This window comes from Asticcacaulis solisilvae, from assembly GCF_052327315.1.
Classification (GTDB): Bacteria; Pseudomonadota; Alphaproteobacteria; order Caulobacterales; family Caulobacteraceae; genus Asticcacaulis; species Asticcacaulis solisilvae_B.
In genome coordinates this window covers 348,636-370,812 of the sequence record NZ_CP166196.1, presented here as the reverse complement: position 1 = coordinate 370,812, position 22,177 = coordinate 348,636, and the positions used below count along the sequence as shown (strand labels likewise).

Below are 22,177 nucleotides of genomic sequence, written 5' to 3'. Positions count from 1 at the left end.
CATGACGAAATGCGCGAGTATCTCCACCGGCAGATGCTGTCGTCGGTATCCCATGACCTGAAGACCCCGCTGGCGACCATTATCGGTTCGCTGGAGGTCATGACCATGCTCTACGACAAGCTGCCCGAGGAAAAACGGCGGTCGCTGATCAGCTCGGCCCTGACCGAGGCCTTCCGGCTCGACTACTTCATCACCAACATCCTCGACATGGCCAAGTTCGAAGCCTCGGCCGTCAAGCCGCGCTTCGAGGCCTGCCGCATGGGCCAGATGATCCAGGACAGCCTGTCGCGCCTGGGGCCGCTCAAGACAAAAGGCGAGCTTGAAATCCGCGCCATGGGCGACCGCGACGAGATCTGGACCGATCCCATGCTGGGCAGCCGCGCCATCGGCCTGGTGCTGCACAACGCCTTCAAGCACGGCGTCCGCAAGTACGGCGGCGAAGACCCCTATGTCGAGATCGAGCACGGCGTCACCGGCCCTGAGGGCTTCGTGCGAATCCGTGACCACGGCGACGGCATCCCGCAGGACAAGCAGGCCATGGTGTTCGACAAGTACATGCGCTTGCAGCGCGCCGATCAGCAGAACGCCGGCACGGGCCTGGGCCTGACCATCTGCCGGCACATCATGAAGCTGCTCGACGGCCGCATCGAACTGACCAACCATCCCGACGGCGGGGCGGTTTTCACCCTCTTCTATCGCGATCACCGGGCGGTTTGACAGCACAGGCCCTGGCGCATTCAGCCAGGCGACGCGCGCAGTCTCGCGCCCAATAAAAAAGCCCCGCAAACGCGGGGCTTTTTCTTAGGGTATCCGCAGCCTTAAAGCGGCGGGTTGGCGCTGCGGCCGGTGATCATGCGATAGACCAGGCTGGCGACGAACAGCACCACGAAGATGACGGCGATGAACTTGGCGATGGCGGCGAAGGTACCGGCCATGCCTGTAAAGCCCAGGAAGGCCGCGATAACGGCCAGGATGAAGAAGGTAACGATCCAGTTCAGCATGAATGCCTCCTTTTTGGATAGGTTGGCCCGGGGCTCGCCCCCGCGCCTTTTCGTCTGATCTCCAGCCTAGAAAATCCGCCATAAATATACAAAAGGCGTCCGAAAGCGCTTACGTAAGAACGACATAAGCCAAACAAAAGAAAACCCCGAGGCTTGCGCATCGGGGTCAGTCGTCGGCACTCAGGGGGAAAAAGAGACTTATTCGACAAGGTCCATGCGGTAGCCGATACCCGACTCCGACACGATCGACTTGCCCAGGCCCTCGCGGGTCTCCAGCTTGTCGCGGACCTGGCCGATATAGACGCGCAGGTACTGCGTATCCTCGAGGTGGGCAGGGCCCCAGACCTCCTTCAGGATCTGCTTGTGCGTCAGCATGCGGCCGCGATTGACCAGGAAGTAGCGCAGGAGGTCGTACTCCTTGGGCGTGAAGGCCACGCGCTCATTGTCGATGTAGACTTCATGGCGCACCAGGTCCATGCGGATCGGCCCATGGACGATCTCGGGCTCGCCGACCTCCTTGACCGCGGACTTGCGCAGGTTGGCATTGATGCGCGCCAGCAGCACTTCGGCGCTGAACGGCTTGGTGACATAGTCGTCCGCGCCGGTATTGAGCGCGGGGGCAGCGTCCGAATCCTCGGCGCGCGCCGTCAACACGACGATAGGAACATTCGACCATTCGCGAATCTTGGCAATGACCTCCTTGCCGTCGATATCGGGCAGGCCGAGGTCGAGCAGGATCAGGTCGGGACGTACCGAGGCGGAAAGACGCAGGGCCTGCTTGCCGCTGTCGCACTCGCAGACCTTGAAGTCGGCGGCGTCAAGAAAGATGCTGAGCATTTTGCGGATTTCTTCTTCGTCATCCACAATCAGGATCGTGTTTTTTTTCTCGAGCATGTGCGACTCGCGGTGCCTTTCAAACTGGGTATACGCGTGGTGCGAGGAGTAGGTTTAGAAAAATAAAAATTAAATAGGGTTGTCGACTTAGGCCGAGTCAGGGACGTTTCGACGCGGTATTATTTTACATCATTGCGCTGAGCCGCGCCGTCGACGAACCGGGCCAGCGCGACGTCCTTTTCCGTCACCCCGCCGGCATCGTGCGTACTGAGCAGGACCGACACCTTGTCATAGACGTTCGACCAGTCGGGATGGTGGTCGGCCCGGTCAGCCTCGGCGGCGACCTCGGTCATGAAGGCGAAGGCGTGTTTGAAGTCGGCGAAGACAAGGTCGCGGAAGAGCGCATCCTTGTCGACCCGCCACAGGGGGAGATCGCGTTGCGCATCGTCAAGCTGTTCGGAGCTGAGTTTCGGCATGCCGGGATCCTCCTGCCCGATTATATGGGCGCGGGCGTGAGCCCGGCAAGGCTCAGGCGTTCAATGCTTGGTGATAGGCGCCGGTGCCGCGGGTAAATACCCGGTCCGTCCCCAGGACCTGCGATGCGGCGATATCGGGCTGCGCCGCCAGTCCGTCATAGACCGGCGCGAAATCCGTGCGGGCGAAGTCGAGCAGGCTGTCGATCGACGGCAGGACGAAATAGCTCTCCTGGAATTCGTCGATGCGGTAGAGGGTTCGCATGACGCGCCGAAGATCGAAGCCGAGACGGTTGGGTGACGCGGAGTCGAGCGCGAAGGTCGTTTCCGAAAAAGACGACAGGATGCCGGCGCCGAAGATGCGAATCTGTCCCGCCTCCTCGACCAGGCCGAATTCGACCGTGTACCAGTAGAGCCGCGCCAGCCGATCGAGCACGCCCAGCTTTTCCGCGCGTTTGCCGCCTTCGCCATAGGCCTGCATGAAATCGGCCATGACCGGGTTCGTCAGCATGGGGACGTGGCCGAACACATCGTGAAAGACGTCGGGCTCCTGCAGATAGTCGAGCTCATGCGGTTGGCGGATGAACTGGCCGGCGGGAAAGCGGCGGTTGGCAAGGTGGTCGAAAAAGACTTCGTTCGGCACCATGCCGGGCACAGCCACGATTTGCCAGCCCGTACGGCGCATCAGGGCGTCGCTTAACCTCGCAAAATCCGGAATCGTATCGGCGCCGATCGGCAGGGTGCGAAGACCGTCAAGATAGGCCTGGCACGCGCGGCCGGGCATCAACGCGATCTGCCGGTCGAACAAGGTCTTCCATGTGGCATGCTCCGCAGGTGTATAGGCAGCCCAGTCCTGCTCGATCGTCCAGTCGGAACGAACAGGCACATAGCCGCCGACAATTCCATGTTTTCCGAAAGCAGGCATCGAGTCCATGGCGTCTCCTCTTCAGACACGATCTTGCGCTCAAATAGTTTCATTTGCAAATAAAAGTGCCGTGAGCGTCTCACCCACGACACCCCTTATTGTCCTGTGTCGGCGATCAGCTTCCGCATGGCGTCGAGATAGCCGATATAGGCGATGCGGCCGGCGCCGGTCAGGGTCACGGTCGTCAGCGGCTTCTTGCCCGCGAAGGTCTTGCCGATGGCGACGTAGCCGGCCTCTTCGAGCTTGCGCAACTGTACGGAAAGGTTGCCGTCCGTGGCCTGGAGCCGGGTCTTGAGAAGCGTGAAGTCGGCCGCGCCGGCCGTCGACAAAAAGGCCATGATTCCCAATCGCAACCGCCCATGGATGACATCGTCGAGCGAATCGATGCTGAAGGCGTCCATGACTTATGCCTTCTCGGCCCGCATCAACGCATAGCCGGGAACCATGGCGAACAGGACCAGGGCCGCGGCATAGGCCAGCAGTTGCTCAGGCCGGTTGACCAGCAGGCACAGGACCGGCGCACCGCCGAAGCAGCCCAGGGCCACCAGGCGCATCCAGCCCGTGCCCGACGCCGTGGCGCTGACCCACCAGCCGACGCCGTACAGCACCAGGATGATCGGCGCCAGCAGGAAGGACAAGGTATTGAGTTCGCCCGGCACGAGATTGACCATGACGATCATCGCCGAAAAGAAGGACAGTATGCCCAGGCCGACCGCCGACCAGGCCGAATGCGAGGTCCGGCTGGCGGGCGCTTCCACGCACTTGGCCGCACCGCCGACGGTCACAGCCAGGATGACGGCATAGGCGATGCTGACGCCAAGCCAGATGCCCGCGGCAACCCACACCTTTTGCGGCAGGAATCCCTTGATCATGGCGTATTGCGCGACGGCGGCGCAGCCGTAGAGCAGTCCGGCCCAGAACAGGTTGGCGCCGTTTTTCAACGGCCCGCGCCCGCCGGACACGGCCAGCGATTTCATATAGGCGATTTCGGATTCGAGTTGATCGGTCGTCATGGCGCGAGGCCTCCTGGGCAAGATCGGCCCCAAATTACCAAAGAACTTTATTTTGTAAAGCACTTTCTGAAGACATCAACTCCATCCCTTGCCAGACCGGAAAAAAGGAATAGTTTCACACGATATCTCTATCTTTCGGGGGAACGATCATGCGCGCTTCATCCAAATCACTATATGTGGCGGCGACCCTGGCCATCATGGCCGCATTCGCTCATTCGTCGCAGGCCCAGATGACCACCGTCGCCAAGTCCGTCGCCTCCAACCCCAACACCGCCGACAAGGCTGCCGTCGATCCGCGCGCCTATCTCGACGCCATCGAAGGTGAAAAAGCGCTGAGCTGGGTGAAGGCCCACAACCAGGCGACCTTCGACCGCCTGTCGAAGGACCCGCGCTTCGCGCAGTACGAAGCCGACATGGTCAAGATCGTCGAGGCCACCGACCGCATCGCCATTCCGAGTTTCGCGAAGCATGACCATGTCGACAACTTCTGGCAGGACGCCGGGCACAAGCAGGGCATCTGGCGCCGAGCGACTTGGGAGTCGTACAGGTCCGGCACGCCGCAGTGGGAGACCCTGCTCGATATCGACGCCCTGTCGAAGGCGGACGGCAAGACCTGGGTCTATCGCGGCGCCGACTGCCTGCCGCCGGAAGAGCGTTACTGCCTGATCAGCCTGTCCGACGGCGGCACCGACGCCGATATCGTGCGCGAGTTCGACACGGTGACGAAAACCTTCGTCAAGGGCGGCTTCGAGCTGCCGGCCGGCAAGCAGTCGGTCAGCTGGCGCGACCGCGACACCCTCTACATCTCGCGCGAATGGCAGCCGGGCGATGTCACCACATCGGGCTATGCCTTCATCACCAAATCGCTGAAGCGCGGCCAGACGCTCGACCAGGCGGTCGAAATCTTCCGCGGCGAAAAGAGCGACGTGTCGGCCGGCCGCTACAGCCTACGCGACATCGACGGCGCCTATGTGATGGACATGGCCTATCGCAGCCTCGACTTCTTCCACCAGGTCCAGACTTTTTATGGTCCAAACGGGCCGGTCGTGCTGCCCCTGCCGCAGACCACCGACTTCAGTGCCTATTTCAAAAACCAGGCGGTCTTTCGCCTGAAGGACGACTGGACCTCGGCCAGGGGCACGGTCTTCAAAAGCGGCTCGATCATCGCCATCGACCTGAAGACCGCGCTGGCCGACCCGGCGCACATGGAGCCCGTTATCGTCTTCGCGCCCGACGAACACCAGTCTGTCGACACGGTCGCCCAAACAAAGGGCCGCCTGGTCCTGGCCATCCTGTCGAACGTCACAGGCCAGGTGCTGAGCTTCGACTACGCCGCTGGTAAATGGTCGTCGCAGACCCTGGCCCTGCCCGCCAATTCGACCCTGGGCATCGCCTCGGCCGACGACGAAAGCGACCATATCTTCGTTACGGCGTCAGGCTTCCTGTCGCCTACGACGCTCTATCGCGCCGACGCCGCTTCCGGAAATGTGGAAAAGATCAAGTCGGCGCCCGAGCGCTTCAACGCCGAAGGCCTGCAGGTCCAGCAGTTCTGGGCGACATCGAAGGACGGCACCAAGGTCCCCTACTTCCTGGTGGCGCGCAAGGACATCAAGCTGGATGGCAATACGCCCACCCTGCTCTATGCCTATGGCGGGTTCGAGGCCTCCATGCTGCCCTCCTATTCCGGCGGGGTCGGCAAGCTGTGGCTGGAAAAGGGCGGCGCCTATGTGCTGGCCAATATCCGCGGCGGCGGCGAGTTCGGGCCCAAGTGGCACGAAGCCGGCCTGAAGACCCACCGCCAGCGCATCTATGACGACTTCCAGGCCGTGGCCGAAGACCTGATCGCGCGCAAGGTGACGACGCCGCGCCGGCTCGGCATCATGGGTGGCTCGAACGGCGGACTTTTGATGGGCGTGCAACTGACCCAGCGCCCCGACCTGTGGAACGCCGTCGTCGTCCAGGTGCCGCTGCTCGACATGGTCAACTTCACCCACATGTCGGCCGGCGCCTCGTGGCAGGGCGAATACGGCAATCCGGACGATCCCGTCGAGGGCGCCTTCCTGCGCTCGATCTCGCCCTATCACAACGTCAAGGCCGGCGTCGCCTATCCGGAGCCGCTGTTCGAGACCTCGACCAAGGACGACCGCGTCGGTCCGGTGCACGCGCGCAAGATGGCCGCCCTGTTCGAGGATATGGGCCTGCCCTTCCTGTACTACGAGAACATGGAAGGCGGCCATGCCGCGGCGGCCAATCTCAGGGAAACGGCGCATCGCTACGCGATCGAGTTCACCTACCTGGCGCAGAAGCTGATGGATTAGGCTAAAGGCGGCCTGCTTCCTGCCGGATTGGACAGAGGGCGGCCGTAGCGCTACGATAATCCGATGAGTGTTGCCTTTACCCGCGACGAGGACCACGAGGCGGCTGCCGCCAACCTGCCCGATCGCCCGATTTCATCCCATCCCAACCTGGTTACGCCGCAAGGCCTGGCCCAGCTGGAAGCCGCCTTCGCGCAGGCCAGGGCCGCCTATGTGGCGGCGCAGGCGTCCGGCGAGGTCAGCGACGACCGCACCGCCATGGCGCGGGCGACGCGGGATTTGCGCTACTATACCGCCCGGCTGGCTTCGGCGCAGCGGATCGAGCCGGTGGACCAGCCGGAAACGGTGGTGTTCGGGTGCACGGTGACAATCGCACGCGAAGATGGACGCGAGCAGGCATTCCGTATCGTCGGCGAGGACGAGGCCGATCCGCGCGCCGGCAGTATCGGCTATGTTTCGCCGCTGGCCCAGGCCTTGATGGGAAAGAGCGTCGGCGATGAAGCGGTGGTCGCCGGGGCGGGCGTCGAGGTCGTGGCCATCGCGTGACCGGCACCAGGCAGGGCCTACCCTTGCTGCTCGTGGGCCAATGACGGGAACAGGCTGGCCTCGAAATCGACGAGGATGTCGGCATATTCGACGCTTTCCAGCGGCCGCGAATTGTTGGCCAGCACCCGCGCCATGCGGAAGTTCCAGAACGAGACGATGTGATTGAGAATGCCCAGCTTCTCGCCCAGTTGCAGGAACAGGGTCGAGCCCTGCATCAGGAAGCGGCGGAAAGGCTCGGGGTTCCGGTCGAGCGCCATGGCCTGGTAGACCTCGTCATAGCGTTCAAGAAGCTTCCCGCTTTCCTGAATGGTCTTGATCAGGGCCTTGGCGACGCGCGGCCGCGACCGCTTGAGATAGTTGCGCACGACGTCGTCATGGGTCGATACGGGCTTGTAGCTCGACAGCCCGCTCATCACTTCACGGAGCTGGTTCTGCAGGCGGACATAGGCCCATTTGTAATAGAGGAAGCCGCGCCAGCAGGTGATGCCGTTCGAAAACTGGTCGTCGGTCATGCCCAGCGTGTCCTTGAGCGGCCATAGCTCGCGGTCGAGATTATCTGACAGAATCTTGGAACCGAACCGCGCGGCGCCCTGCACGGCCTCCGCGCCCAGCGCCGCCAGCACCAGGTTTTCGACCTCCTGCGCGGTAAATGTCGCCATGCTGTTGAGATCGTCCGGCGAAATCTGGAAATATTTCGGCGACGGCCGGACGTTGATTTGCAGCAGGTGCTGGCGCAGCAGGAAGGGATCGAGCGAAGGCAGGTTGTCGAGCGTGCGCAGGATATCGATGTCGCGGCTTTTCAGCAGGTCCTCGATCGACAGGTAGGTCTTCACCAGCTGTTCGAAATGCTGCTGGCGCACGAACAGGGTGCGGCCGCCCAGCGACAGGTCGTAAGGATCGAACGGCAGGATGACCTTGGTCACCGTCTGGCGCGTCGATGGGAACAGGTGGCGTTCGTCCACGCGCAGATTGTGCTTGATGATGATGGCGCGGTTCAGCGCCGAGTTCTCGAAAAGCGGGTTTTCCTTGTAGTCGTCGTCCTCGCGGAACTGGCGGAAGATGCGCGACAGGTTGAGGATACGGTCGCTCGATCCCCCGTGCGTCAGGTGCGCCAGGTTGCGCAGTTCCCGCGTGGAATTGAAACTGCTGTCGGCCAGGCGGGCCATGATGGGGGCTTCTACAAACACGTACGCTTCCTTCACTGGAAAAGCAGGCCTAGGCCTGCTTTTCGTCTTCATCCCTGGCCACGACAGCCAGCGAGTCTTCGAAATCCATCAGAATGTCGGCATATTCCATCGGCGTCAGCCGCTGATGATCCAGCGCCTGGCTCATGCGGTACGACCAGAACGAGCCGATATGGCTGAGAATTCCGATATTCTCGCCCAGCTCGAAGAACAACTCCGGTCCGTCGAGCAGGAACCGGCGGAACGGCCCGGCATTCTCGCCCCCGACCAGGGCATGATAGGCCTGGTCGTAGACCGCCATGGTGCGGCCGACATTGGCGATGGCGTCGACGATCTTGCGCGCCAGGCGCGGCCGGACTTCGCGCAGATATTCTTTCAGAGCCTCGTCGGCCGAGCCCTGCGGCTGGTAGGTGGCCAGGCCTTCGAGGACCTTGCGCATCTCGTCCTGCAGCTCGAGATGCCGCCACTTGAAATAGAGGAAGCCGCGCCAGGAAAAGATGCCGTCGGAAAACTCGTCTTCCGACATGCGCAGCACGCGGCGCAGGGGCGCCAGCTCCTTGTCGAGCTCGTCGGCCAGGATCTTGCCGGTCAGCTTGACGCCGGCGTCGCCGGCAAAGCCTTCGCCGAAGGCCGTGACGACCAGGCGCTCGATCTCGGCATTGGCGAAGCCGACCATGCGCTGCACGTCGAACGGCGAGATCTTGAGATAACAGCTGCCAGGCTTGAAGCCGTTGCGGCTCAGGTGTTCGCGCACCAGGAACGGATCGAGCGACGGCAACTGGTCGAGCAGGCGGAGTATCTGGATATCCGGAATCGACATGATGTCGTCGATGCCGAAATAGCTGCGGCAGAAGCCGTCGAAGCCCATCTGGTTGACCAGGATCGAGCGGCCGCCCAGCTTCAGGTCGTTCGGGTCGAACGGCAGGATGATCTTGGTCGCCGTGCGCTTGGTGCGGCCGAAAAGGTCGCGTTCGTTGGCGCGGAGGGTGTGCTTGACCAGGATGCACTTGTTGAGCTGCGAGTCGCGGAAGAAGGGCCTGAGCTGGTATTCCTTTTCCCGGGCCGAGGTCAGGTAGATGTGCGACAGGTTCAGCACGCGGCTTGTCGAGGCGCGCTCTCCCAGGTTGGCCAGGTTACGCACATCGCGGTTATTGGCGTTCTGGGCCGTCTGGGTGGCGGCGGTATTGGTGCTGAATGCGTTCATGCCAGCGATTTCCGGCCCTCGGTGCGTTTTGCGACCAGGGTGTCGAGGTGGCGGACGATGCCGTTGGCCAGGGCTTCCTGGCCGTGCGGCACTTCATTGAGGCGGATCAGGGCGTCGAGGTGGACATCGACGACTTCGGCGTCGGCTTCGCGGCCGAACAGCCCGATATAGGCGTTGAGCGACTGGGCGGCGCGCTCCATCAGGCCAAGGCGGATTTCCTGGGCCTGGCGCTCGGAATCGACCATGTCGCGGACCTTGCGCTCGACCTCGCGCGCGGCCAGGCGGCCGCCGGATTTCAGGGAGTCCCGCAGGCCGTCGAGCTCGATGCTGCTGGCCTTGCGCAGCTCCGGCGGCGCGATGGCGATTTTGTCTTCGGCGCGTTGCAGCAGGCCGGGATAGTTTTCGGCCCGGCGCCGGCGGCGGTCGGGACCGGTATAGGCGGGTTCGGCGACGAATTTGCGCTTGCGCGTCAGCGACCCGCACACAGCCTTGAGCAGGGAGGTGGTCGAGAACGGCTTGACGACGAAGGCATTGACGCCGGCATTACGGGCCGCGGTCACGTCGCGCGCACGCTGGCGCGCCGTCAGCATGACGATCGGCACTTCGGGGTTGGTGAAACGGGGGTCGGGCGTGTTGGCGCTGGCGCGGATATGACGCACCAGGTCCAGGCCCGACATGCCCGGCAGGTTCCAGTCGAGCAGCAGGATGTCGGGATCCTGCCCCTGCATCTGCGCGATGGCCTCTTCGGCGTCGCGTGCGAAATTGACGTTTTCGAAGCCGGTGGCGCGCATCAGCTCCATGACCAGGCGGCGCGAGGCGTCGTTGTCCTCCACGACCAGCACGGCGATACGGGCGCAGTCAATCTTGCTGAGCAGCCGCATCGTGTGGGCGTGGTGAGTCGTCATACGGTGGCCTTTTGCCTGGAGAGCGATACGGTCAGACCGCACCACCGCATAGCCTACACGCAAACCCCTTAATCGCCGGTTGATCAAGGCTTTGTTTTTTATGGTTAAATTTTCATAAACCGTGCTTCAACCCTCCCTTAACCGGTGACCTCTATCGTCGTGCCATGCTTCGCCGCCGTTTCCTCGCCAGTCTTTTCCTGTCCGCCGCCTTGTCCGCGGGTATCGGGGCCGCGCCGGCGCTCGCCACCGAGCCAAAGAAGAAAGGCGGCGGTCCCGGCTACACCCAGTTCCCGATGCTGAACGTGTTCACGGCGGCACAGGGCGGCCGGCACGGAAACCTGAGCCTCGACATGGGCCTCTACGCCAACGATCCCAAGATGGTCGACCGCATCAAGCTCTACATGCCGCGGCTGAAGGACGCCTATATCAGCCGTTTGCAGGCCTATGCCGCCAACCTGACGGCGTCGAGCATGGTCGATGCCGACTACCTGGCCACCCAGCTCCAGAATGCCACCGACACCGTCCTCGGCCAAAAGGGCGCGAAGGTGCTTATCGGGTCGATCCTGCTGAACTAGCTTTTGCTTTGTCGCACGCCCTGTCCCTAAAACCGCGTTACACGTTTCGGGCGGTTTTTTCCGCATTGCACACACCGCGAAACGGGCCCATAATTTCCGCGACATAGACCCTTTGCGGCAGGGATGAGCATGAGCCAAGACGAGACCCGGGGACCGTTCGAAGCCAACCTCAACATGATGGGGGCCCAGCAGCAGCTGGCCGCCCGCAGCCTGATCAACATGATCGAGATGATCACCGCGACCTCGCAACGCTATGCCGAGGAAACGACGGCCTTTACGCGTGAAGCCTTCGACCTGATGAAGGAAGCGACCAACACCCACGATCCCGCCGCCCTTGCCGACCTGCAGCAGCGCTGGACGCGGACCTGCGTCAAGTACGGCCAGGACCGCACCCGCGCCGCCATGAACTTCGTCGAACAGTGCGGCAAGCAGGCGCTCAAGACCGCCTCCGAATCCGATTCTCCTCCCCCCAAAGACTAAAGGCCTTAACGCATGGCACAATTGACAGGTAAGACGGCACTGGTCACAGGTTCGACCAGCGGCATCGGCATGGGCATCGCCAAGGCGTTGGCCGCGCAAGGCGCCAACATCATCCTCAACGGCTTCGGCGATGCCGCGGCGATCCAGACCGAACGGGCGCAGATCGCGAAGGACAACGGCGTAGACGTCCTGTTCGACGGCGCCGACATGACCAAGGCCGACCAGATCGAAGCCCTGTTCACCAATGCCCAGAGCAAGCTCGGCGGCGTCGACATCCTGGTGAACAATGCCGGCGTCCAGCACGTCTCGCCGATCGAAGAGTTCCCGCCGGAAAAGTGGGACCTGATCATCGGCCTGAACCTGACCTCGGCTTTCCACACGACGCGCCTGGCCTTTCCGGGCATGAAGGCGAAGAAGTGGGGCCGCATCGTCAATATCGCCTCGGCGCACGCCCTGGTCGCCTCGCCGTTCAAGTCGGCCTATGTCGCCGCCAAGCACGGCCTGCTCGGCTTTACCCGCACCATCGCGCTGGAAGGCGCCACTTCGGGCATCACCTGCAATGCCATCTGCCCGGGCTATGTGAAGACGCCCCTGGTCGAGAAGCAGATTCCCGACACCGCCAAGGCGCGCGGCATGACCGAGGAACAGGTCATCCGCGACGTCATCCTGGCCGCGCAGCCGACCAAGCAGTTCGTCACGGTCGAACAGGTCGCGGCCCTGGCCACCTTCCTGTGTTCGGACGCGGCCGCCCAGATCAACGGCGCGCCGCTCAGCATCGACGGCGGCTGGGTAGCGGAATAACCGATTTCTCTTTGCCGGGCCCGCAGGATCTTTTATAATCCGGGATCGGACCATGCCGGGGGGCATGGCCGGTCTTTGGGGGGCTTCATGAAAGTCATCGACAAGGGAACGCTGATCACGGTCCTGGCCGTGTCGGCGGGTCTGCTGGGCAGTTGCGGCCGGGCTTATGAGTCCGTGCGCGTCTGCACCGACGGGAACGGGTTACGCATGCCCGACGCGAATTGCGCGCCGGGCGCCACCTATGGCGGGCATGGCGGCTGGATCTACATCAACCGGGGCGAGGCCCCGGCCGTCGGCGAGCGCGTGACAGGCGGCTCGTATGCACCGGCTTCCGGGACGCGTTACGGCCTGGCGCCGGAGGGCGGCGTGAGCCGGGGCGGCTTCGGCGGCACCGGTGAAGGTTTTGGCGGCGGCCACGGCGGTTTCGGGGAATAGCCATGCGACGCCTGACACTCGACCCGCGTCCGGACTGGCAGGCGCGCGTGGAGGCCGCCGGTCTCATATGGCATTCGGCCGGGGGATCGCCCTATTGGGACGAAAGCGCCTGCTACGCCTTCAGCCGTGAGGATATCGCGCTGATCGAGACGGCGACGGCCGATCTTTACCGCATGTTCCTGGCAGCCGGCGACCATATCGTCGAACAGCGTCTTTTCGATCGCTTCGGCATTCCCGACTGGTGCCAGCCGCTGATCGTCGAGGCGTGGAACGAAGCCCCGCCGGCCCTGAATTACGGCCGCTTCGACCTGGGCTTCGACGGCAAGGGACCGCCCAAGCTTTTCGAATTCAACTGCGATACGCCGACCTCGCTTCTGGAAGCCGCCGTCGTCCAATGGTTCTGGAAAGAGGACGTCTTTCCGAAGGCCGACCAGTTCAATGCCTTGCACGAGAAGCTGATCGCCAAATGGCGCGACATCGCGCCGTATCTGGGCACCGGACTTGTGCACTTTGCCCATGTTCCCGATGCCGCCGGGGAAGACACGGTTACGGTCGCCTACCTGATGGATACCGCCCGTGAGGCCGGCCTTTCCGTAAAGAGACTGGCCATGGGCGATATCGGCTGGGCCGGGAATGCCGCGGGCGGCGGCTTCTACGACCTCGAAGATCGGGAAATCCGAGCCCTCTACAAGCTCTACCCTTGGGAATGGATGGTGCACGAACCGTTCGGCCGCCGGATTGCGGAAAACCATGGCCGCACCCTCTGGATCGAGCCGATCTGGAAAATGATATGGAGCAACAAGGCTATTCTGCCGATTCTGTGGGACCTGTTCCCGCGCCATCCGAACCTGTTGTGGGCCCGTTTCGACGCCCCGGCCGGCAACAACTATGTCTGCAAACCCTGCCTTGCCCGCGAGGGCGGCAACGTCACAGTCGTTCGTAACGGCACGGTCATTGCCGAAACCGGCGGCCCGTACACCGGCGAAACCCTGTTCCAGGGCCTGTTCGACCTGCCGGATTTCGGCAATGGCCGCATGCCCGTCGTGGGAAGCTGGGTGGTCGACGGGGAGCCGGCCGGTATCGGCGTCCGGGAGGACGGGCCGGTAACATCCAACCTGGCCCGCTTTATCCCGAGCCTTCTGGAATTGTGACCGACTTATGGTCTTTTTATAAAATCGGAGGGCCTACCGAACGGCTTACCTATGGCTGCCAGTGCAATACTTTTTCACGTCTTTGTGAGAAGGGACCTCCACGTGAAAACCAGCATGACTTCCAAGCTTCTTCCGCTCGCCGCCGCTGCGCTCGCCCTGACCGCCGCCGCCTGCTCGAAGCCCGCCGACACCACCACCACCACGGAAACCTCGACCGAGGTCGCCGCACCCGCCGACACCGGCACGGCGATGTCGGCCGACTCGGGTATGGCCGGGTCGACGACGACGACGACCACGACGACCAGCTCGTCGCAGTAATCCCTTTCGCCACTTGCGGCGAAACAAAAACAGGCGCGCCACATCCGGGTGGCGCGCCTGTTGCATTTTGTGCGCTTAGGCGCTGTGCCTACTCGACCTCGGCCACGACCTTGGCCAGGTTTTCGCGGGCTTCGTCGGCGGCACGCTGGCGCTCCCACATCGAGTAATAGAGCCCGCCCAGGCGCATCAGCTGATGATGCTTGCCGCGCTCGGCCACCACCCCGTCCTTGAGCACCAGGATCTCGTCGGCGCCGACCACGGTCGACAGGCGGTGCGCAATGACCAGGGTCGTGCGGTTCTTCGACACGTCGTCGAGCGAGGCCTGGATTTCGCGCTCCGTATGGGTATCGAGCGCCGAAGTCGCTTCGTCGAGGATCAGGATCGGCGGCGACTTCAGCAGGGTGCGGGCGATCGCCACGCGCTGCTTTTCCCCGCCCGACAGCTTCAGGCCACGCTCACCGACCTCGGTTTCGTAGCCTTTGCTCAGGGTGCCGATGAAGCCGGCGATCTGGGCGCGTTCGGCGGCATCCTCGATCTCCTCGCGCGACGCCCCGAACTTGCCGTAGCCGATATTGTAGGCGATCGTGTCGTTGAACAGCACCGTATCCTGCGGCACCATGCCGATGGCGTGGCGCAGGCTCGACTGGCTGACGGTTCTGATGTCCTGGCCGTCGATCTCGATCGACCCGCCCTTGACGTCATAGAAGCGGAACAGCAGGCGCGAAATGGTCGACTTGCCGGCACCCGACGGACCGACGATAGCGACCGTCTTGCCGGCCGGCACCTCGAAGCTGACGCCTTTGAGGATGGGACGGTCCGGATCGTACGAGAAGTGCACGTCCTTGAAGGCGACCGCGGCGTTTTCGACGTTGAGCGCCTTGGCGTCCGCCGAATCGACCACTTCCTGCGGCTCGTCAAGCAGCTTGAACATGGCGTCCATGTCGATCAGGCCGACCGAGATTTCGCGATAGAGCGTGCCGATGAAGTTCAGCGGAATGGCCAGTTGCATCATGAAGGCGTTGACCATCACCAGGTGACCGATCGTCTTGGTACCGTGCATGACCTCATAGGCCGACATCAGCAACACGACGATCATGCCGACGCCGAAAATCACCGCCTGGCCGATATTGAGCCAGGCCAGCGACATATAGGTCTTGATGGCGGCCTGCTCGTACTTGGCGGTGGCGCGGTTATAGCGGTCGGACTCGTGCTTTTCGTTGCCGAAATATTTGACGGTTTCGAAGTTGAGCAGGGAATCGACCGCCTTCGACATCGAATCCGAGTCGGCGTCGTTCATGTCCTTTCGGATGGCGATGCGCCAGTTCGACGCCACGATCGAGAACCAGACATAGATCACGACCGTGACGGCAATGACGGCGACATAGGGCAGGCTCAGCTGCAAACCGATGATCAGCGCGGTCAGGGCGAATTCGATGACGGTCGGAATGCCGACCATCATGCTGAGGCGGATGATGGTTTCGATGCCGCTCTTGCCGCGCTCGATAACGCGTGACAGGCCGCCGGTGCGGCGCTGCAGGTGGAAGCGCAGCGACAGGTTATGCAGGTGGACGAAGGCGCGGTTGGCCAGGCCGCGCACGGCGTGCTGACCGACCGCTGCAAACAGGGCGTCGCGGATATTGTTGAAGATGTTGAAGACGATGCGCACGACGCCATAGGCCGCGACCATCGCCACCGGCATACCCAGCGCCAGCTGCCACCACGTCGGATGCGCCAGCTCCGGCATCTTGCCGGCAAAGGCGTTGGTCGCCCATTTCAGCGTCAGCGGCGTCAGGGCCGTCAACAGCTTGCCGACCAGCATGGCCAGAAGCGCCAGGACGACCTGGCCGCGCAGGTCGGGACGGTCCTTGGGCCAAAGATAGGGCATCAGGAAGGCCAGGGTATCTTTCAGCTTGGGATCGGGTTTCGGCAGGGGCGCAGTCTGGGTGGTGGTCTGTGGCGCGCTCATCAACTCGGCTTTCGGATATATCGTATCGATTTCGCCCTATATAGGGCGCGCCGGTCCCGACGCCAATCGGATTGGCGAATTTTATGCGGGGTCGCAGCCATCTATTCCGCAAGCGTCGCCCGTCTTTGCACCGGCAGGTTCAGCCGTCAGCAGCGCCTTGACGAAATTGGCGGTGCCCTGCGCGCCCGAAACCGCCACCTTGCGGTCGATGACGACAAAGGGCACGCCGCGCACATTGAAGGTCTCGGCGGTGCGCTGGTCTGCGGAGACGCGGGCCTTCAGTTCCTCGGACTCGAGCGCCGCGGCCGCCTCGGCCCGATCGAGTCCAGCCTCTTCGGCGATGGCCAGCAGAACGCCGCGATCGAAGACATCGCGCGTGTCGGTAAAATAGGCCTTATAGAGCGCATCCAGCAACCCGGGCTGCACGCCGCGGTCGCCCGCCAGAATCAACAGCTTGTGGGCGTCGGTCGTGTCGCCGGCCTTGGTCCCCGTAATATGGAATTCCAGCCCCTGCCCTGCCGCCATCGCCTCGACATTGCGCATCGAAGCCTTCGCCTGCTCGGGCGACTGGCCGTAGCGGCGTGCGAACATCTCCTCGATCGGATAGGGCGTCTCGCCCGGCATCAGGCGGAAAGCCTTGTGTTCGATCTCAGCCTTTAGGCCGGTTTCCGCCAGCGCTGCTTCGAGCTGCGTCTTGCCGATATAGCAGAAGGGACAGATGACATCGGACCAGATTTCGATCTTCATGAGGCGCTCCATTTCATCCGTAAATAAGCCTGTTACAGTTCAGATCAAGCGGCTGCATTCTTTTTGCGACAGACTTTGCCGAGATTGTCGTATAATATGGACGAATAACCCATAATGTGGAGGGATTAATGCCGTTTCGCCGTATCGCCGTCGCCCTTATCGGTCTTGCCTTCGCCACGTCGGCACACGCCGAAACGCTTAAGCCCATCCGCGTCATCATGGTCGGCGATTCTACCATGACCGAAAAGTCGGGTTACGGCACGGGCTTCTGCGCCCAGTTCAGGCCGGAAGTGACCTGTGTCAACCTGGCGCGCGGCGGGCGCTCCTCCAAGAGCTATCGCGTCGAAGGCCTGTGGGACAAGGCGCTGGAACAGATCCGCGACAATGCGGCCTATGCGAAAACCTATGTGTGGATCGGCTTCGGCCATAATGACGGCTCGCCCAAGCCCGAGCGCCACACCGATATCGTCACCGAATTCCCGCTCAACATGCGCCAGTACGGCGTCGATATCGCCGCCGCCGGCGCCACCCCGATCTTCGTCACGCCGCTTACCCAGCGCTGGTTCAAGGACGGCAGGCTGAAGCCCGATCTGTTGCCGTGGTCGACGGCGGTCAAGCTGATCGCGCGCGACAAGGGCTGGGAAATCGTCGATTTTTACGACGCCACACAGAAAGCCGTCCAGGCGATGGGCCCGGTCGCCGCCAACCGCATGGCCGGCGATCCTATCCCGCAGAACGTGCTCGATACCGAGGCGTCCGGCACGTCGGTGCCGGCGGTCTTCACCGACGCGTCGCAGGGCACGACGGCGTCGCACCAAGGGTTCGACTATACCCACCTCAGCGCCAAGGGCTCGGCCTATTTCGGCAAGCTGGCGGTCGATCTGTGGGCATCGCAGGACGCTGAAATCAAGCCGTATGTGAAGGCCGAATAGTTACTTCGGCTCGTCGCGCAGGCGGTCCCACAGGCTGAACTTGAGGAAGACCGTACACGCCACGGCGAGGCCCGCAGTGATGTAGAACTTCTCCATCGAGTGGATGATCAGGAAGATGGCCGAGGCCGTCAGCGCCGTCTGCCACACCACGCCGACCACGACATTGACCATGTCGATGCCGAAGTCGCGGTTGGGCTGCACGTCGGGCTCGTCGGCCTTGAGCGCCTTGTAGACCGGCCCCCACAGGCCCCACGGCCGCGTCTTTTTATAGAAGGCCTTCAGCGTCTCCATATCGGTCGGCTTGGTCAGGTACGACCCCACCACCGCCACCACGACCAGCGCCGCGAACAGCCACGGGAAGGCGGCCAGGCCGTCGATCGGGTTGCCGGCGGCGTCCTTGTAGATCGTCATCGCCATGGCCGCGACGACGCCCAGCGCCATCGACGCCGCATAGCCCGTGCCGTTCAGCCGCCACCAGTACCATTTGACGACGTTGGCGACCGTATAGCCACCATAGAGGCCCGTCGTGATCCACGAGATGATCTCGTTGAACGATTTCAGCTGCCAGCCGATCGCCGCGGCGATCACAGCGAACAGGAACGAGGTCAGGTAGGACAGCCGGACATAGGTCTTCTGTTCGGCATTGGGGTTGAAATACTTCTTGTAGATGTCGTTGACCACATAGGCCGGGGCGGCGTTGAGCGAGGCCGAATAGGTCGCCATGAAGGCCGACAAAAGCCCCGCCAGGGTCAGGCCCAGCAGGCCCGGCGGCAGGAATTTGTGCACCACCCACGGCAGGATCGAGTCGAAATCGCCAGTGAAAGGCTTGCCGGCGGCGGCCGCCTGGGCCTGCATGTGCGTCCATTCCGGGCCAATGAAAACGACGGCCAGGACCGCCATGCCGGCGATCATCAAATAGCGCGGGAAGAGCAGGACCAGATTGACGAAGCCCGACACCTTGGCGGCTTCCGACGGCGACTTGGCCGACAGCAGGCGCTGCATGTCGTAGTTGGGCGCGGGCCCGGCCAGCGCCTTGAACAGGCCCTGAAAGGTCATCAGCCCCATGAACAGCGCAAAATAGGAATGGCCTTCGCTGGCGATGGTCGACACCGCCGATTGTGCCACGACCTTGTTTTCCGGTTTCGCTGCCGCCCCGACGCCCGCCCAGTCGAGGTCGAGCTTCCAGCCGAACAGGATATTGTCCCAGGCCTTGGGTACGACGGCGTGGATCATGTCGGCCGATACGGTCGACCAGGCGATCCAGCCGATGGCGATGCAGACGACCAGCTTGATGAAGAACTGCAGCACCTCGGTCATCACCACTGAATACATGCCGCCCTTGACCGAATAGAGGGTCGTCAGGCCGACGACGATCAGGCCGTAGAGCTTGTCATTGACCAGGGGATCGGCCGACAGCCGCCACGGGCTGAATTCGGCGACCAGCTTGCCTATCCCTAAGAACCCATAGGCCAGCATGCCGACGACCATGATCAGCGCGAAGACGACATTGATCAGGTGCGAGGCGCGGGCCCCTGCCCCGTCGCCGAAGCGGAAGGTCATCCATTCGGCGCCGGTCAGCTTGCCCGAACGTCTCAGCCACACGGCCAGGAAGGCCATGAGGAATATCTGGTTGAACACCGGCCACAGCCAGGGGATGAAGACCGACTTCAGGCCGTAAACGACCAGCAGGCCGACCATCCACATGGTGCCGCCGACATCGAACATGCCCGACGCGTTCGACAGGCCGAGTATCCACCAAGGCAGCTTGTTGCCCGCGAGGAAATAGCTCGACAGGCTTTTCGACGACAGCTTCGATACCCAGAAGCCGAGGCCGATGGTCAGCAGCACATAGCCGCCGACTATGGCCAGATCGATCGGTTGCAGGTTCATCTTCGTTTCCCCAATGCCTTTTTATCTTTGTTATTACTGGCTTACGCGGTTTTCGTTTTCTTTAGTCTGTGATCGAGTTCGATCATCGCCCGGCCGTTGTGGTACGGGCACTTCCATTGTCCGGCCAGGCCTACGGGCGGACGGACAGCATCGGCGCCGTACCATGTCCATTCCCCGCCGCTGCCGGCCTTGTATTGCGCTTTCAGATACTCCCACAGACCGGCGGCGGCGTCGAGATAGCGGGGTTCTGCCGTCATCTGCCAGGCATTGACGAAGCCGATCACGCCCTCGGCCTGCCCCCACCATTCGCCGTCCCGGTCGAGATGACCTTCAAACGTGCGCTCATAAGACAGACCGCCCCGGCCGTTGAAGCCGTCCCTCAGCGTCGCGTCCGCCAGGCCGAGCACCAGCGGGCGGATGCGCGCCATCATGTCGCGGTCGTGCAGCACCTCGGCCGCTTCCCACATCAGCCAGCTGGCCTCGACATCGTGACCATAGGAGACGGCGGCTGTGCGGTCGGTCCAGTCGATGTCGAAGAACAGACGCAGATGCCCGTCGGCGCCATTCGCGAAGCGTCCGGCGAAGACGTCGAGCGCACGGTAAAGCGCGGCATTGCTGACCTCGTCGGGCGCAACACGGTGCAGAAGCGTATAGGCTTCGAGCACGTGCAGATGCGTGTTCATCGTCTTCGGGCAATCGGCATCCTTGTCCGACAGCCTCTGGTCGCCGGCGTCGCGCCAATAGGCGCTCATCGCCTCGACATAGCCGCCGTGCACGGGTTCCCACAGCCGTTCCTCGACATCGCGCTGCAGCTGGCGGGCCAGGGCCAGCGACGCCGCATCGTCCGTGGCGCGGACATATTCGGCCAGGGCGTATATGCCGAAGGCCTGGGCATAGCCCTGCTTCTTGGCGTCGGTCACCTGGCCGCGATGGTCGAGCAGCCAGTATAGCCCGCCGTGGTCGGGATCGACGAAGTGCGCGCGGATATAGGCCGCCGCGCGATGCGCCAAACCCAGAGCCTTGTCCGATTTCAGATAGGTCGCCATGGCCGAGAAGAACCACAGCATCCGCGTGTAGAGGATGACGCTGCGCGGTGCGTCGGGCACGGGCCGGCCGTCGGCATCGATCTCGCCATGGAACCCGCCATCGGCTGACGGCATATGCGTCCGCCACCACTCCAGAATATGTTTCGCCTCCGCCTTCGCCTCCTGGCGCAGCCTGCGGGCGGCTTCAGTCGTCGGCATCACACCGCGTCCCGGACATGGGCGGCAAGATAGGCTTCGTTCTGCGCGACCAGATCGATGCGCTGCTGGACGCAGGCCGCCGAGGTCAGCGGATCGGCGGGCGTATGCTTGCAGTAGTCGACCAGTTGCGCCACGCTCGACGTCGCCACGTGCAGGCGCGTGTCGGACGAGGCGTAATAGATGAAGACGCGCCCATTGTCCTCGATCCAGCCGTTGGAGAAGGCGACGTTCGACACGTCGCCGACACGCTCTTCGCCTTGCGGCGCAATGAAGTGGCCGCCGGGCGCATGATTGATCACCCACGGACGATCCAGCTCGGTCATGAACATGTACAGCACATAGCGCAGTCCGGCAGCCGTATTACGCACACCATGCGCCAGGTGCAGCCAGCCGTCGGCGGTCCTGATCGGCGCCGGGCCCTGGCCGTTCTTGATTTCCTTGATGGTGTGATAGGCCTTGTTGTCGACGATGGTTTCCTGCGGGATGACCGCGTTCGTCATGTCGTCGCACAGGCCCCAGCCGATGCCGCCGCCGGCGCCGACGCTGATGAAACCGTCCTGCGGGCGGGTATAGAGGGCGTACTTGCCATCGACGAATTCCGGATGCAGCACGACATTGCGCTGCTGGCCGGAGTTCGTCTTCAGATCGGGCAGGCGTTCCCACGTCACCAGATCCCTGGTGCGGGCGATCCCGCATTGCGCCACCGCAGCCGACAGGTCGCCGGGCTGCGTCAGGTCCTTGCGCTCGGTGCAGAACAGGCCGTAGATCCAGCCGTCCGCGTGCTGCGTCAGGCGCATGTCATAGACATTGGTGTCGGGCTCGTCCGTCTGCGGCATGACGACCGGACGCGGCCAGAAGCGGAAATTGTCGACACCGTTGGGGCTTTCGGCCACGGCGAAGAAGGACTTGCGGTCGTCGCCCTCGACGCGGACCATGACGATATATTTTCCGTTCCACAGCATGGCGCCGGCATTGAAGGCCGCGTTGACGCCCAGGCGCTCCATCATGAACGGATTGGTCTTCGGGTTGAGATCGTAGCGCCATTCCAGCGGCGCATGACCCGCCGTCACCACCGGATGCACATAGCGCTGATAGACGCCGTTGCTCGTGGGCTGCGGACTATTAGGCCGGCTCAGCAGCGCTTCATGGTCGCTACGCAGGGCGTTGAGGCGCGCGAGGGAATCGAAAGTCATTTACTTATCCTGGGGTCTGGGCCGGCATCCGGCCTTTTTTGATTT

At 62.9% G+C, this 22,177-nt stretch carries 24 protein-coding genes; 10 read left to right on the top strand and 14 right to left on the bottom strand.

Annotated elements, in window-relative coordinates:
• The first annotated feature begins 9 nt into the window (after positions 1-9).
• Positions 10-717, top strand: a complete 708-nt coding sequence (locus AB8717_RS01655; protein WP_443749292.1) for a sensor histidine kinase — start codon at positions 10-12, stop codon at positions 715-717.
• Positions 718-818: 101 nt separating this feature from the next.
• On the opposite strand, the gene AB8717_RS01650 is transcribed toward AB8717_RS01655, so the two are convergent.
• The 6 genes from AB8717_RS01650 to AB8717_RS01625 all read right to left on the bottom strand — a co-directional run bounded on the left by AB8717_RS01650 (position 819) and on the right by AB8717_RS01625 (position 4,246).
• Positions 819-1,001 (bottom strand): DUF1328 domain-containing protein, encoded by a 183-nt coding sequence (locus AB8717_RS01650; protein ID WP_443749291.1) that lies wholly within the window; start codon positions 999-1,001, stop codon positions 819-821.
• Between the two features lie 198 nt (positions 1,002-1,199).
• Positions 1,200-1,895 carry a response regulator gene (locus AB8717_RS01645; protein ID WP_443749290.1) on the bottom strand — a complete coding sequence of 232 codons (696 nt, stop codon included), beginning with the start codon at positions 1,893-1,895 and terminating at the stop codon, positions 1,200-1,202.
• A 119-nt stretch (positions 1,896-2,014) separates the two neighbouring features.
• Positions 2,015-2,311, bottom strand: coding sequence for a 4a-hydroxytetrahydrobiopterin dehydratase (locus AB8717_RS01640; RefSeq protein ID WP_443749289.1), 297 nt, complete (start codon positions 2,309-2,311; stop codon positions 2,015-2,017).
• A 52-nt stretch (positions 2,312-2,363) separates the two neighbouring features.
• Positions 2,364-3,233, bottom strand: a complete 870-nt coding sequence (gene phhA, locus AB8717_RS01635) for a phenylalanine 4-monooxygenase (RefSeq protein WP_443750837.1) — start codon at positions 3,231-3,233, stop codon at positions 2,364-2,366.
• A gap of 95 nt (positions 3,234-3,328) precedes the next feature.
• Complete coding sequence (locus AB8717_RS01630; RefSeq protein ID WP_443749288.1) at positions 3,329-3,634, bottom strand: winged helix-turn-helix domain-containing protein; 306 nt, start codon at positions 3,632-3,634, stop codon at positions 3,329-3,331.
• Positions 3,635-3,637: 3 nt separating this feature from the next.
• Positions 3,638-4,246 carry a hypothetical protein gene (locus AB8717_RS01625; RefSeq protein ID WP_443749287.1) on the bottom strand — a complete coding sequence of 203 codons (609 nt, stop codon included), beginning with the start codon at positions 4,244-4,246 and terminating at the stop codon, positions 3,638-3,640.
• 149 nt (positions 4,247-4,395) lie between these two features.
• Here AB8717_RS01625 and AB8717_RS01620 point away from each other — a divergent pair, with 149 nt between their 5' ends.
• Together AB8717_RS01620 and greA are read left to right on the top strand one after the other, a co-directional pair.
• The gene (locus AB8717_RS01620; RefSeq protein WP_443749286.1) at positions 4,396-6,564 is read left to right on the top strand and encodes a prolyl oligopeptidase family serine peptidase; all 2,169 of its coding nucleotides are present in this window, start codon (positions 4,396-4,398) and stop codon (positions 6,562-6,564) included.
• A 63-nt stretch (positions 6,565-6,627) separates the two neighbouring features.
• Positions 6,628-7,107 (top strand): transcription elongation factor GreA, encoded by a 480-nt coding sequence (gene greA, locus AB8717_RS01615; protein WP_443749285.1) that lies wholly within the window; start codon positions 6,628-6,630, stop codon positions 7,105-7,107.
• Positions 7,108-7,124: 17 nt separating this feature from the next.
• On the opposite strand, the gene AB8717_RS01610 is transcribed toward greA, so the two are convergent.
• The 3 genes from AB8717_RS01610 to AB8717_RS01600 are packed head-to-tail and all read right to left on the bottom strand — an operon-like array spanning position 7,125 to position 10,400.
• Positions 7,125-8,294, bottom strand: coding sequence for a hypothetical protein (locus tag AB8717_RS01610; RefSeq protein WP_443749284.1), 1,170 nt, complete (start codon positions 8,292-8,294; stop codon positions 7,125-7,127).
• A 28-nt stretch (positions 8,295-8,322) separates the two neighbouring features.
• Positions 8,323-9,495 carry a hypothetical protein gene (locus tag AB8717_RS01605; RefSeq protein WP_443749283.1) on the bottom strand — a complete coding sequence of 391 codons (1,173 nt, stop codon included), beginning with the start codon at positions 9,493-9,495 and terminating at the stop codon, positions 8,323-8,325.
• On the bottom strand, positions 9,492-10,400 hold the full coding sequence (locus tag AB8717_RS01600) for a response regulator (protein WP_443749282.1): 909 nt from the start codon (positions 10,398-10,400) through the stop codon (positions 9,492-9,494). Before AB8717_RS01600 ends, AB8717_RS01605 begins: the two co-directional genes overlap by 4 nt.
• 164 nt (positions 10,401-10,564) lie before the next feature.
• Here AB8717_RS01600 and AB8717_RS01595 point away from each other — a divergent pair, with 164 nt between their 5' ends.
• The 6 genes from AB8717_RS01595 (at position 10,565) to AB8717_RS01570 (ending at position 14,160) form a co-directional block, all read left to right on the top strand.
• Positions 10,565-10,975: a Tat pathway signal protein gene (locus AB8717_RS01595; protein WP_443749281.1), complete on the top strand. Its 411-nt coding sequence runs from the start codon at positions 10,565-10,567 to the stop codon at positions 10,973-10,975.
• A gap of 129 nt (positions 10,976-11,104) precedes the next feature.
• Entirely contained in the window at positions 11,105-11,455 is a 351-nt protein-coding gene (locus tag AB8717_RS01590; protein ID WP_443749280.1) for a phasin, read from the top strand.
• Between the two features lie 12 nt (positions 11,456-11,467).
• Complete coding sequence (locus tag AB8717_RS01585) at positions 11,468-12,256, top strand: 3-hydroxybutyrate dehydrogenase (RefSeq protein WP_443749279.1); 789 nt, start codon at positions 11,468-11,470, stop codon at positions 12,254-12,256.
• 87 nt (positions 12,257-12,343) lie between these two features.
• On the top strand, positions 12,344-12,691 hold the full coding sequence (locus AB8717_RS01580; protein ID WP_443749278.1) for a hypothetical protein: 348 nt from the start codon (positions 12,344-12,346) through the stop codon (positions 12,689-12,691).
• A gap of 2 nt (positions 12,692-12,693) precedes the next feature.
• Entirely contained in the window at positions 12,694-13,842 is a 1,149-nt protein-coding gene (locus AB8717_RS01575) for a glutathionylspermidine synthase family protein (protein WP_443749277.1), read from the top strand.
• A gap of 114 nt (positions 13,843-13,956) precedes the next feature.
• Positions 13,957-14,160, top strand: a complete 204-nt coding sequence (locus AB8717_RS01570) for a hypothetical protein (protein ID WP_443749276.1) — start codon at positions 13,957-13,959, stop codon at positions 14,158-14,160.
• Between the two features lie 88 nt (positions 14,161-14,248).
• On the opposite strand, the gene AB8717_RS01565 is transcribed toward AB8717_RS01570, so the two are convergent.
• Complete coding sequence (locus AB8717_RS01565; RefSeq protein WP_443749275.1) at positions 14,249-16,126, bottom strand: ABCB family ABC transporter ATP-binding protein/permease; 1,878 nt, start codon at positions 16,124-16,126, stop codon at positions 14,249-14,251.
• An 81-nt stretch (positions 16,127-16,207) separates the two neighbouring features.
• Positions 16,208-16,873: a DsbA family oxidoreductase gene (locus tag AB8717_RS01560; protein ID WP_443749274.1), complete on the bottom strand. Its 666-nt coding sequence runs from the start codon at positions 16,871-16,873 to the stop codon at positions 16,208-16,210.
• Positions 16,874-17,001: 128 nt separating this feature from the next.
• Here AB8717_RS01560 and AB8717_RS01555 point away from each other — a divergent pair, with 128 nt between their 5' ends.
• Positions 17,002-17,805, top strand: coding sequence for an SGNH/GDSL hydrolase family protein (locus tag AB8717_RS01555; RefSeq protein WP_443749273.1), 804 nt, complete (start codon positions 17,002-17,004; stop codon positions 17,803-17,805).
• Here the strand turns inward: AB8717_RS01555 and AB8717_RS01550 are convergent, their stop codons facing one another.
• The 3 genes from AB8717_RS01550 to AB8717_RS01540 are packed head-to-tail and all read right to left on the bottom strand — an operon-like array spanning position 17,806 to position 22,132.
• Positions 17,806-19,695: a sodium:solute symporter family protein gene (locus AB8717_RS01550; RefSeq protein WP_443749272.1), complete on the bottom strand. Its 1,890-nt coding sequence runs from the start codon at positions 19,693-19,695 to the stop codon at positions 17,806-17,808. It lies immediately after the preceding gene.
• A gap of 41 nt (positions 19,696-19,736) precedes the next feature.
• Complete coding sequence (locus tag AB8717_RS01545) at positions 19,737-20,939, bottom strand: AGE family epimerase/isomerase (RefSeq protein WP_443749271.1); 1,203 nt, start codon at positions 20,937-20,939, stop codon at positions 19,737-19,739.
• On the bottom strand, positions 20,939-22,132 hold the full coding sequence (locus AB8717_RS01540; protein ID WP_443749270.1) for a glycoside hydrolase family 130 protein: 1,194 nt from the start codon (positions 22,130-22,132) through the stop codon (positions 20,939-20,941). The genes AB8717_RS01545 and AB8717_RS01540 overlap by 1 nt, the downstream gene beginning before the upstream one ends.
• Between the last annotated feature and the right edge of the window lie 45 nt (positions 22,133-22,177).

Coding starts and splice junctions, on each gene's coding strand:
- AB8717_RS01645 (WP_443749290.1), bottom strand. CDS start 1,895: ATGCTCGAGAAAAAAAACACGATCCTGATTGTGGATGACGAAGAAGAA.
- AB8717_RS01565 (WP_443749275.1), bottom strand. CDS start 16,126: ATGAGCGCGCCACAGACCACCACCCAGACTGCGCCCCTGCCGAAACCC.
- AB8717_RS01585 (WP_443749279.1), top strand. CDS start 11,468: ATGGCACAATTGACAGGTAAGACGGCACTGGTCACAGGTTCGACCAGC.
- AB8717_RS01550 (WP_443749272.1), bottom strand. CDS start 19,695: ATGAACCTGCAACCGATCGATCTGGCCATAGTCGGCGGCTATGTGCTG.
- AB8717_RS01540 (WP_443749270.1), bottom strand. CDS start 22,132: ATGACTTTCGATTCCCTCGCGCGCCTCAACGCCCTGCGTAGCGACCAT.
- AB8717_RS01625 (WP_443749287.1), bottom strand. CDS start 4,246: ATGACGACCGATCAACTCGAATCCGAAATCGCCTATATGAAATCGCTG.
- AB8717_RS01650 (WP_443749291.1), bottom strand. CDS start 1,001: ATGCTGAACTGGATCGTTACCTTCTTCATCCTGGCCGTTATCGCGGCC.
- AB8717_RS01640 (WP_443749289.1), bottom strand. CDS start 2,311: ATGCCGAAACTCAGCTCCGAACAGCTTGACGATGCGCAACGCGATCTC.
- AB8717_RS01555 (WP_443749273.1), top strand. CDS start 17,002: ATGCCGTTTCGCCGTATCGCCGTCGCCCTTATCGGTCTTGCCTTCGCC.
- greA (WP_443749285.1), top strand. CDS start 6,628: ATGAGTGTTGCCTTTACCCGCGACGAGGACCACGAGGCGGCTGCCGCC.
- AB8717_RS01570 (WP_443749276.1), top strand. CDS start 13,957: ATGACTTCCAAGCTTCTTCCGCTCGCCGCCGCTGCGCTCGCCCTGACC.
- AB8717_RS01620 (WP_443749286.1), top strand. CDS start 4,396: ATGCGCGCTTCATCCAAATCACTATATGTGGCGGCGACCCTGGCCATC.
- AB8717_RS01605 (WP_443749283.1), bottom strand. CDS start 9,495: ATGAACGCATTCAGCACCAATACCGCCGCCACCCAGACGGCCCAGAAC.
- AB8717_RS01630 (WP_443749288.1), bottom strand. CDS start 3,634: ATGGACGCCTTCAGCATCGATTCGCTCGACGATGTCATCCATGGGCGG.
- AB8717_RS01560 (WP_443749274.1), bottom strand. CDS start 16,873: ATGAAGATCGAAATCTGGTCCGATGTCATCTGTCCCTTCTGCTATATC.
- AB8717_RS01655 (WP_443749292.1), top strand. CDS start 10: ATGCGCGAGTATCTCCACCGGCAGATGCTGTCGTCGGTATCCCATGAC.
- AB8717_RS01595 (WP_443749281.1), top strand. CDS start 10,565: ATGCTTCGCCGCCGTTTCCTCGCCAGTCTTTTCCTGTCCGCCGCCTTG.
- phhA (WP_443750837.1), bottom strand. CDS start 3,233: ATGCCTGCTTTCGGAAAACATGGAATTGTCGGCGGCTATGTGCCTGTT.
- AB8717_RS01545 (WP_443749271.1), bottom strand. CDS start 20,939: ATGCCGACGACTGAAGCCGCCCGCAGGCTGCGCCAGGAGGCGAAGGCG.
- AB8717_RS01600 (WP_443749282.1), bottom strand. CDS start 10,400: ATGACGACTCACCACGCCCACACGATGCGGCTGCTCAGCAAGATTGAC.
- AB8717_RS01590 (WP_443749280.1), top strand. CDS start 11,105: ATGAGCCAAGACGAGACCCGGGGACCGTTCGAAGCCAACCTCAACATG.
- AB8717_RS01575 (WP_443749277.1), top strand. CDS start 12,694: ATGCGACGCCTGACACTCGACCCGCGTCCGGACTGGCAGGCGCGCGTG.
- AB8717_RS01580 (WP_443749278.1), top strand. CDS start 12,344: ATGAAAGTCATCGACAAGGGAACGCTGATCACGGTCCTGGCCGTGTCG.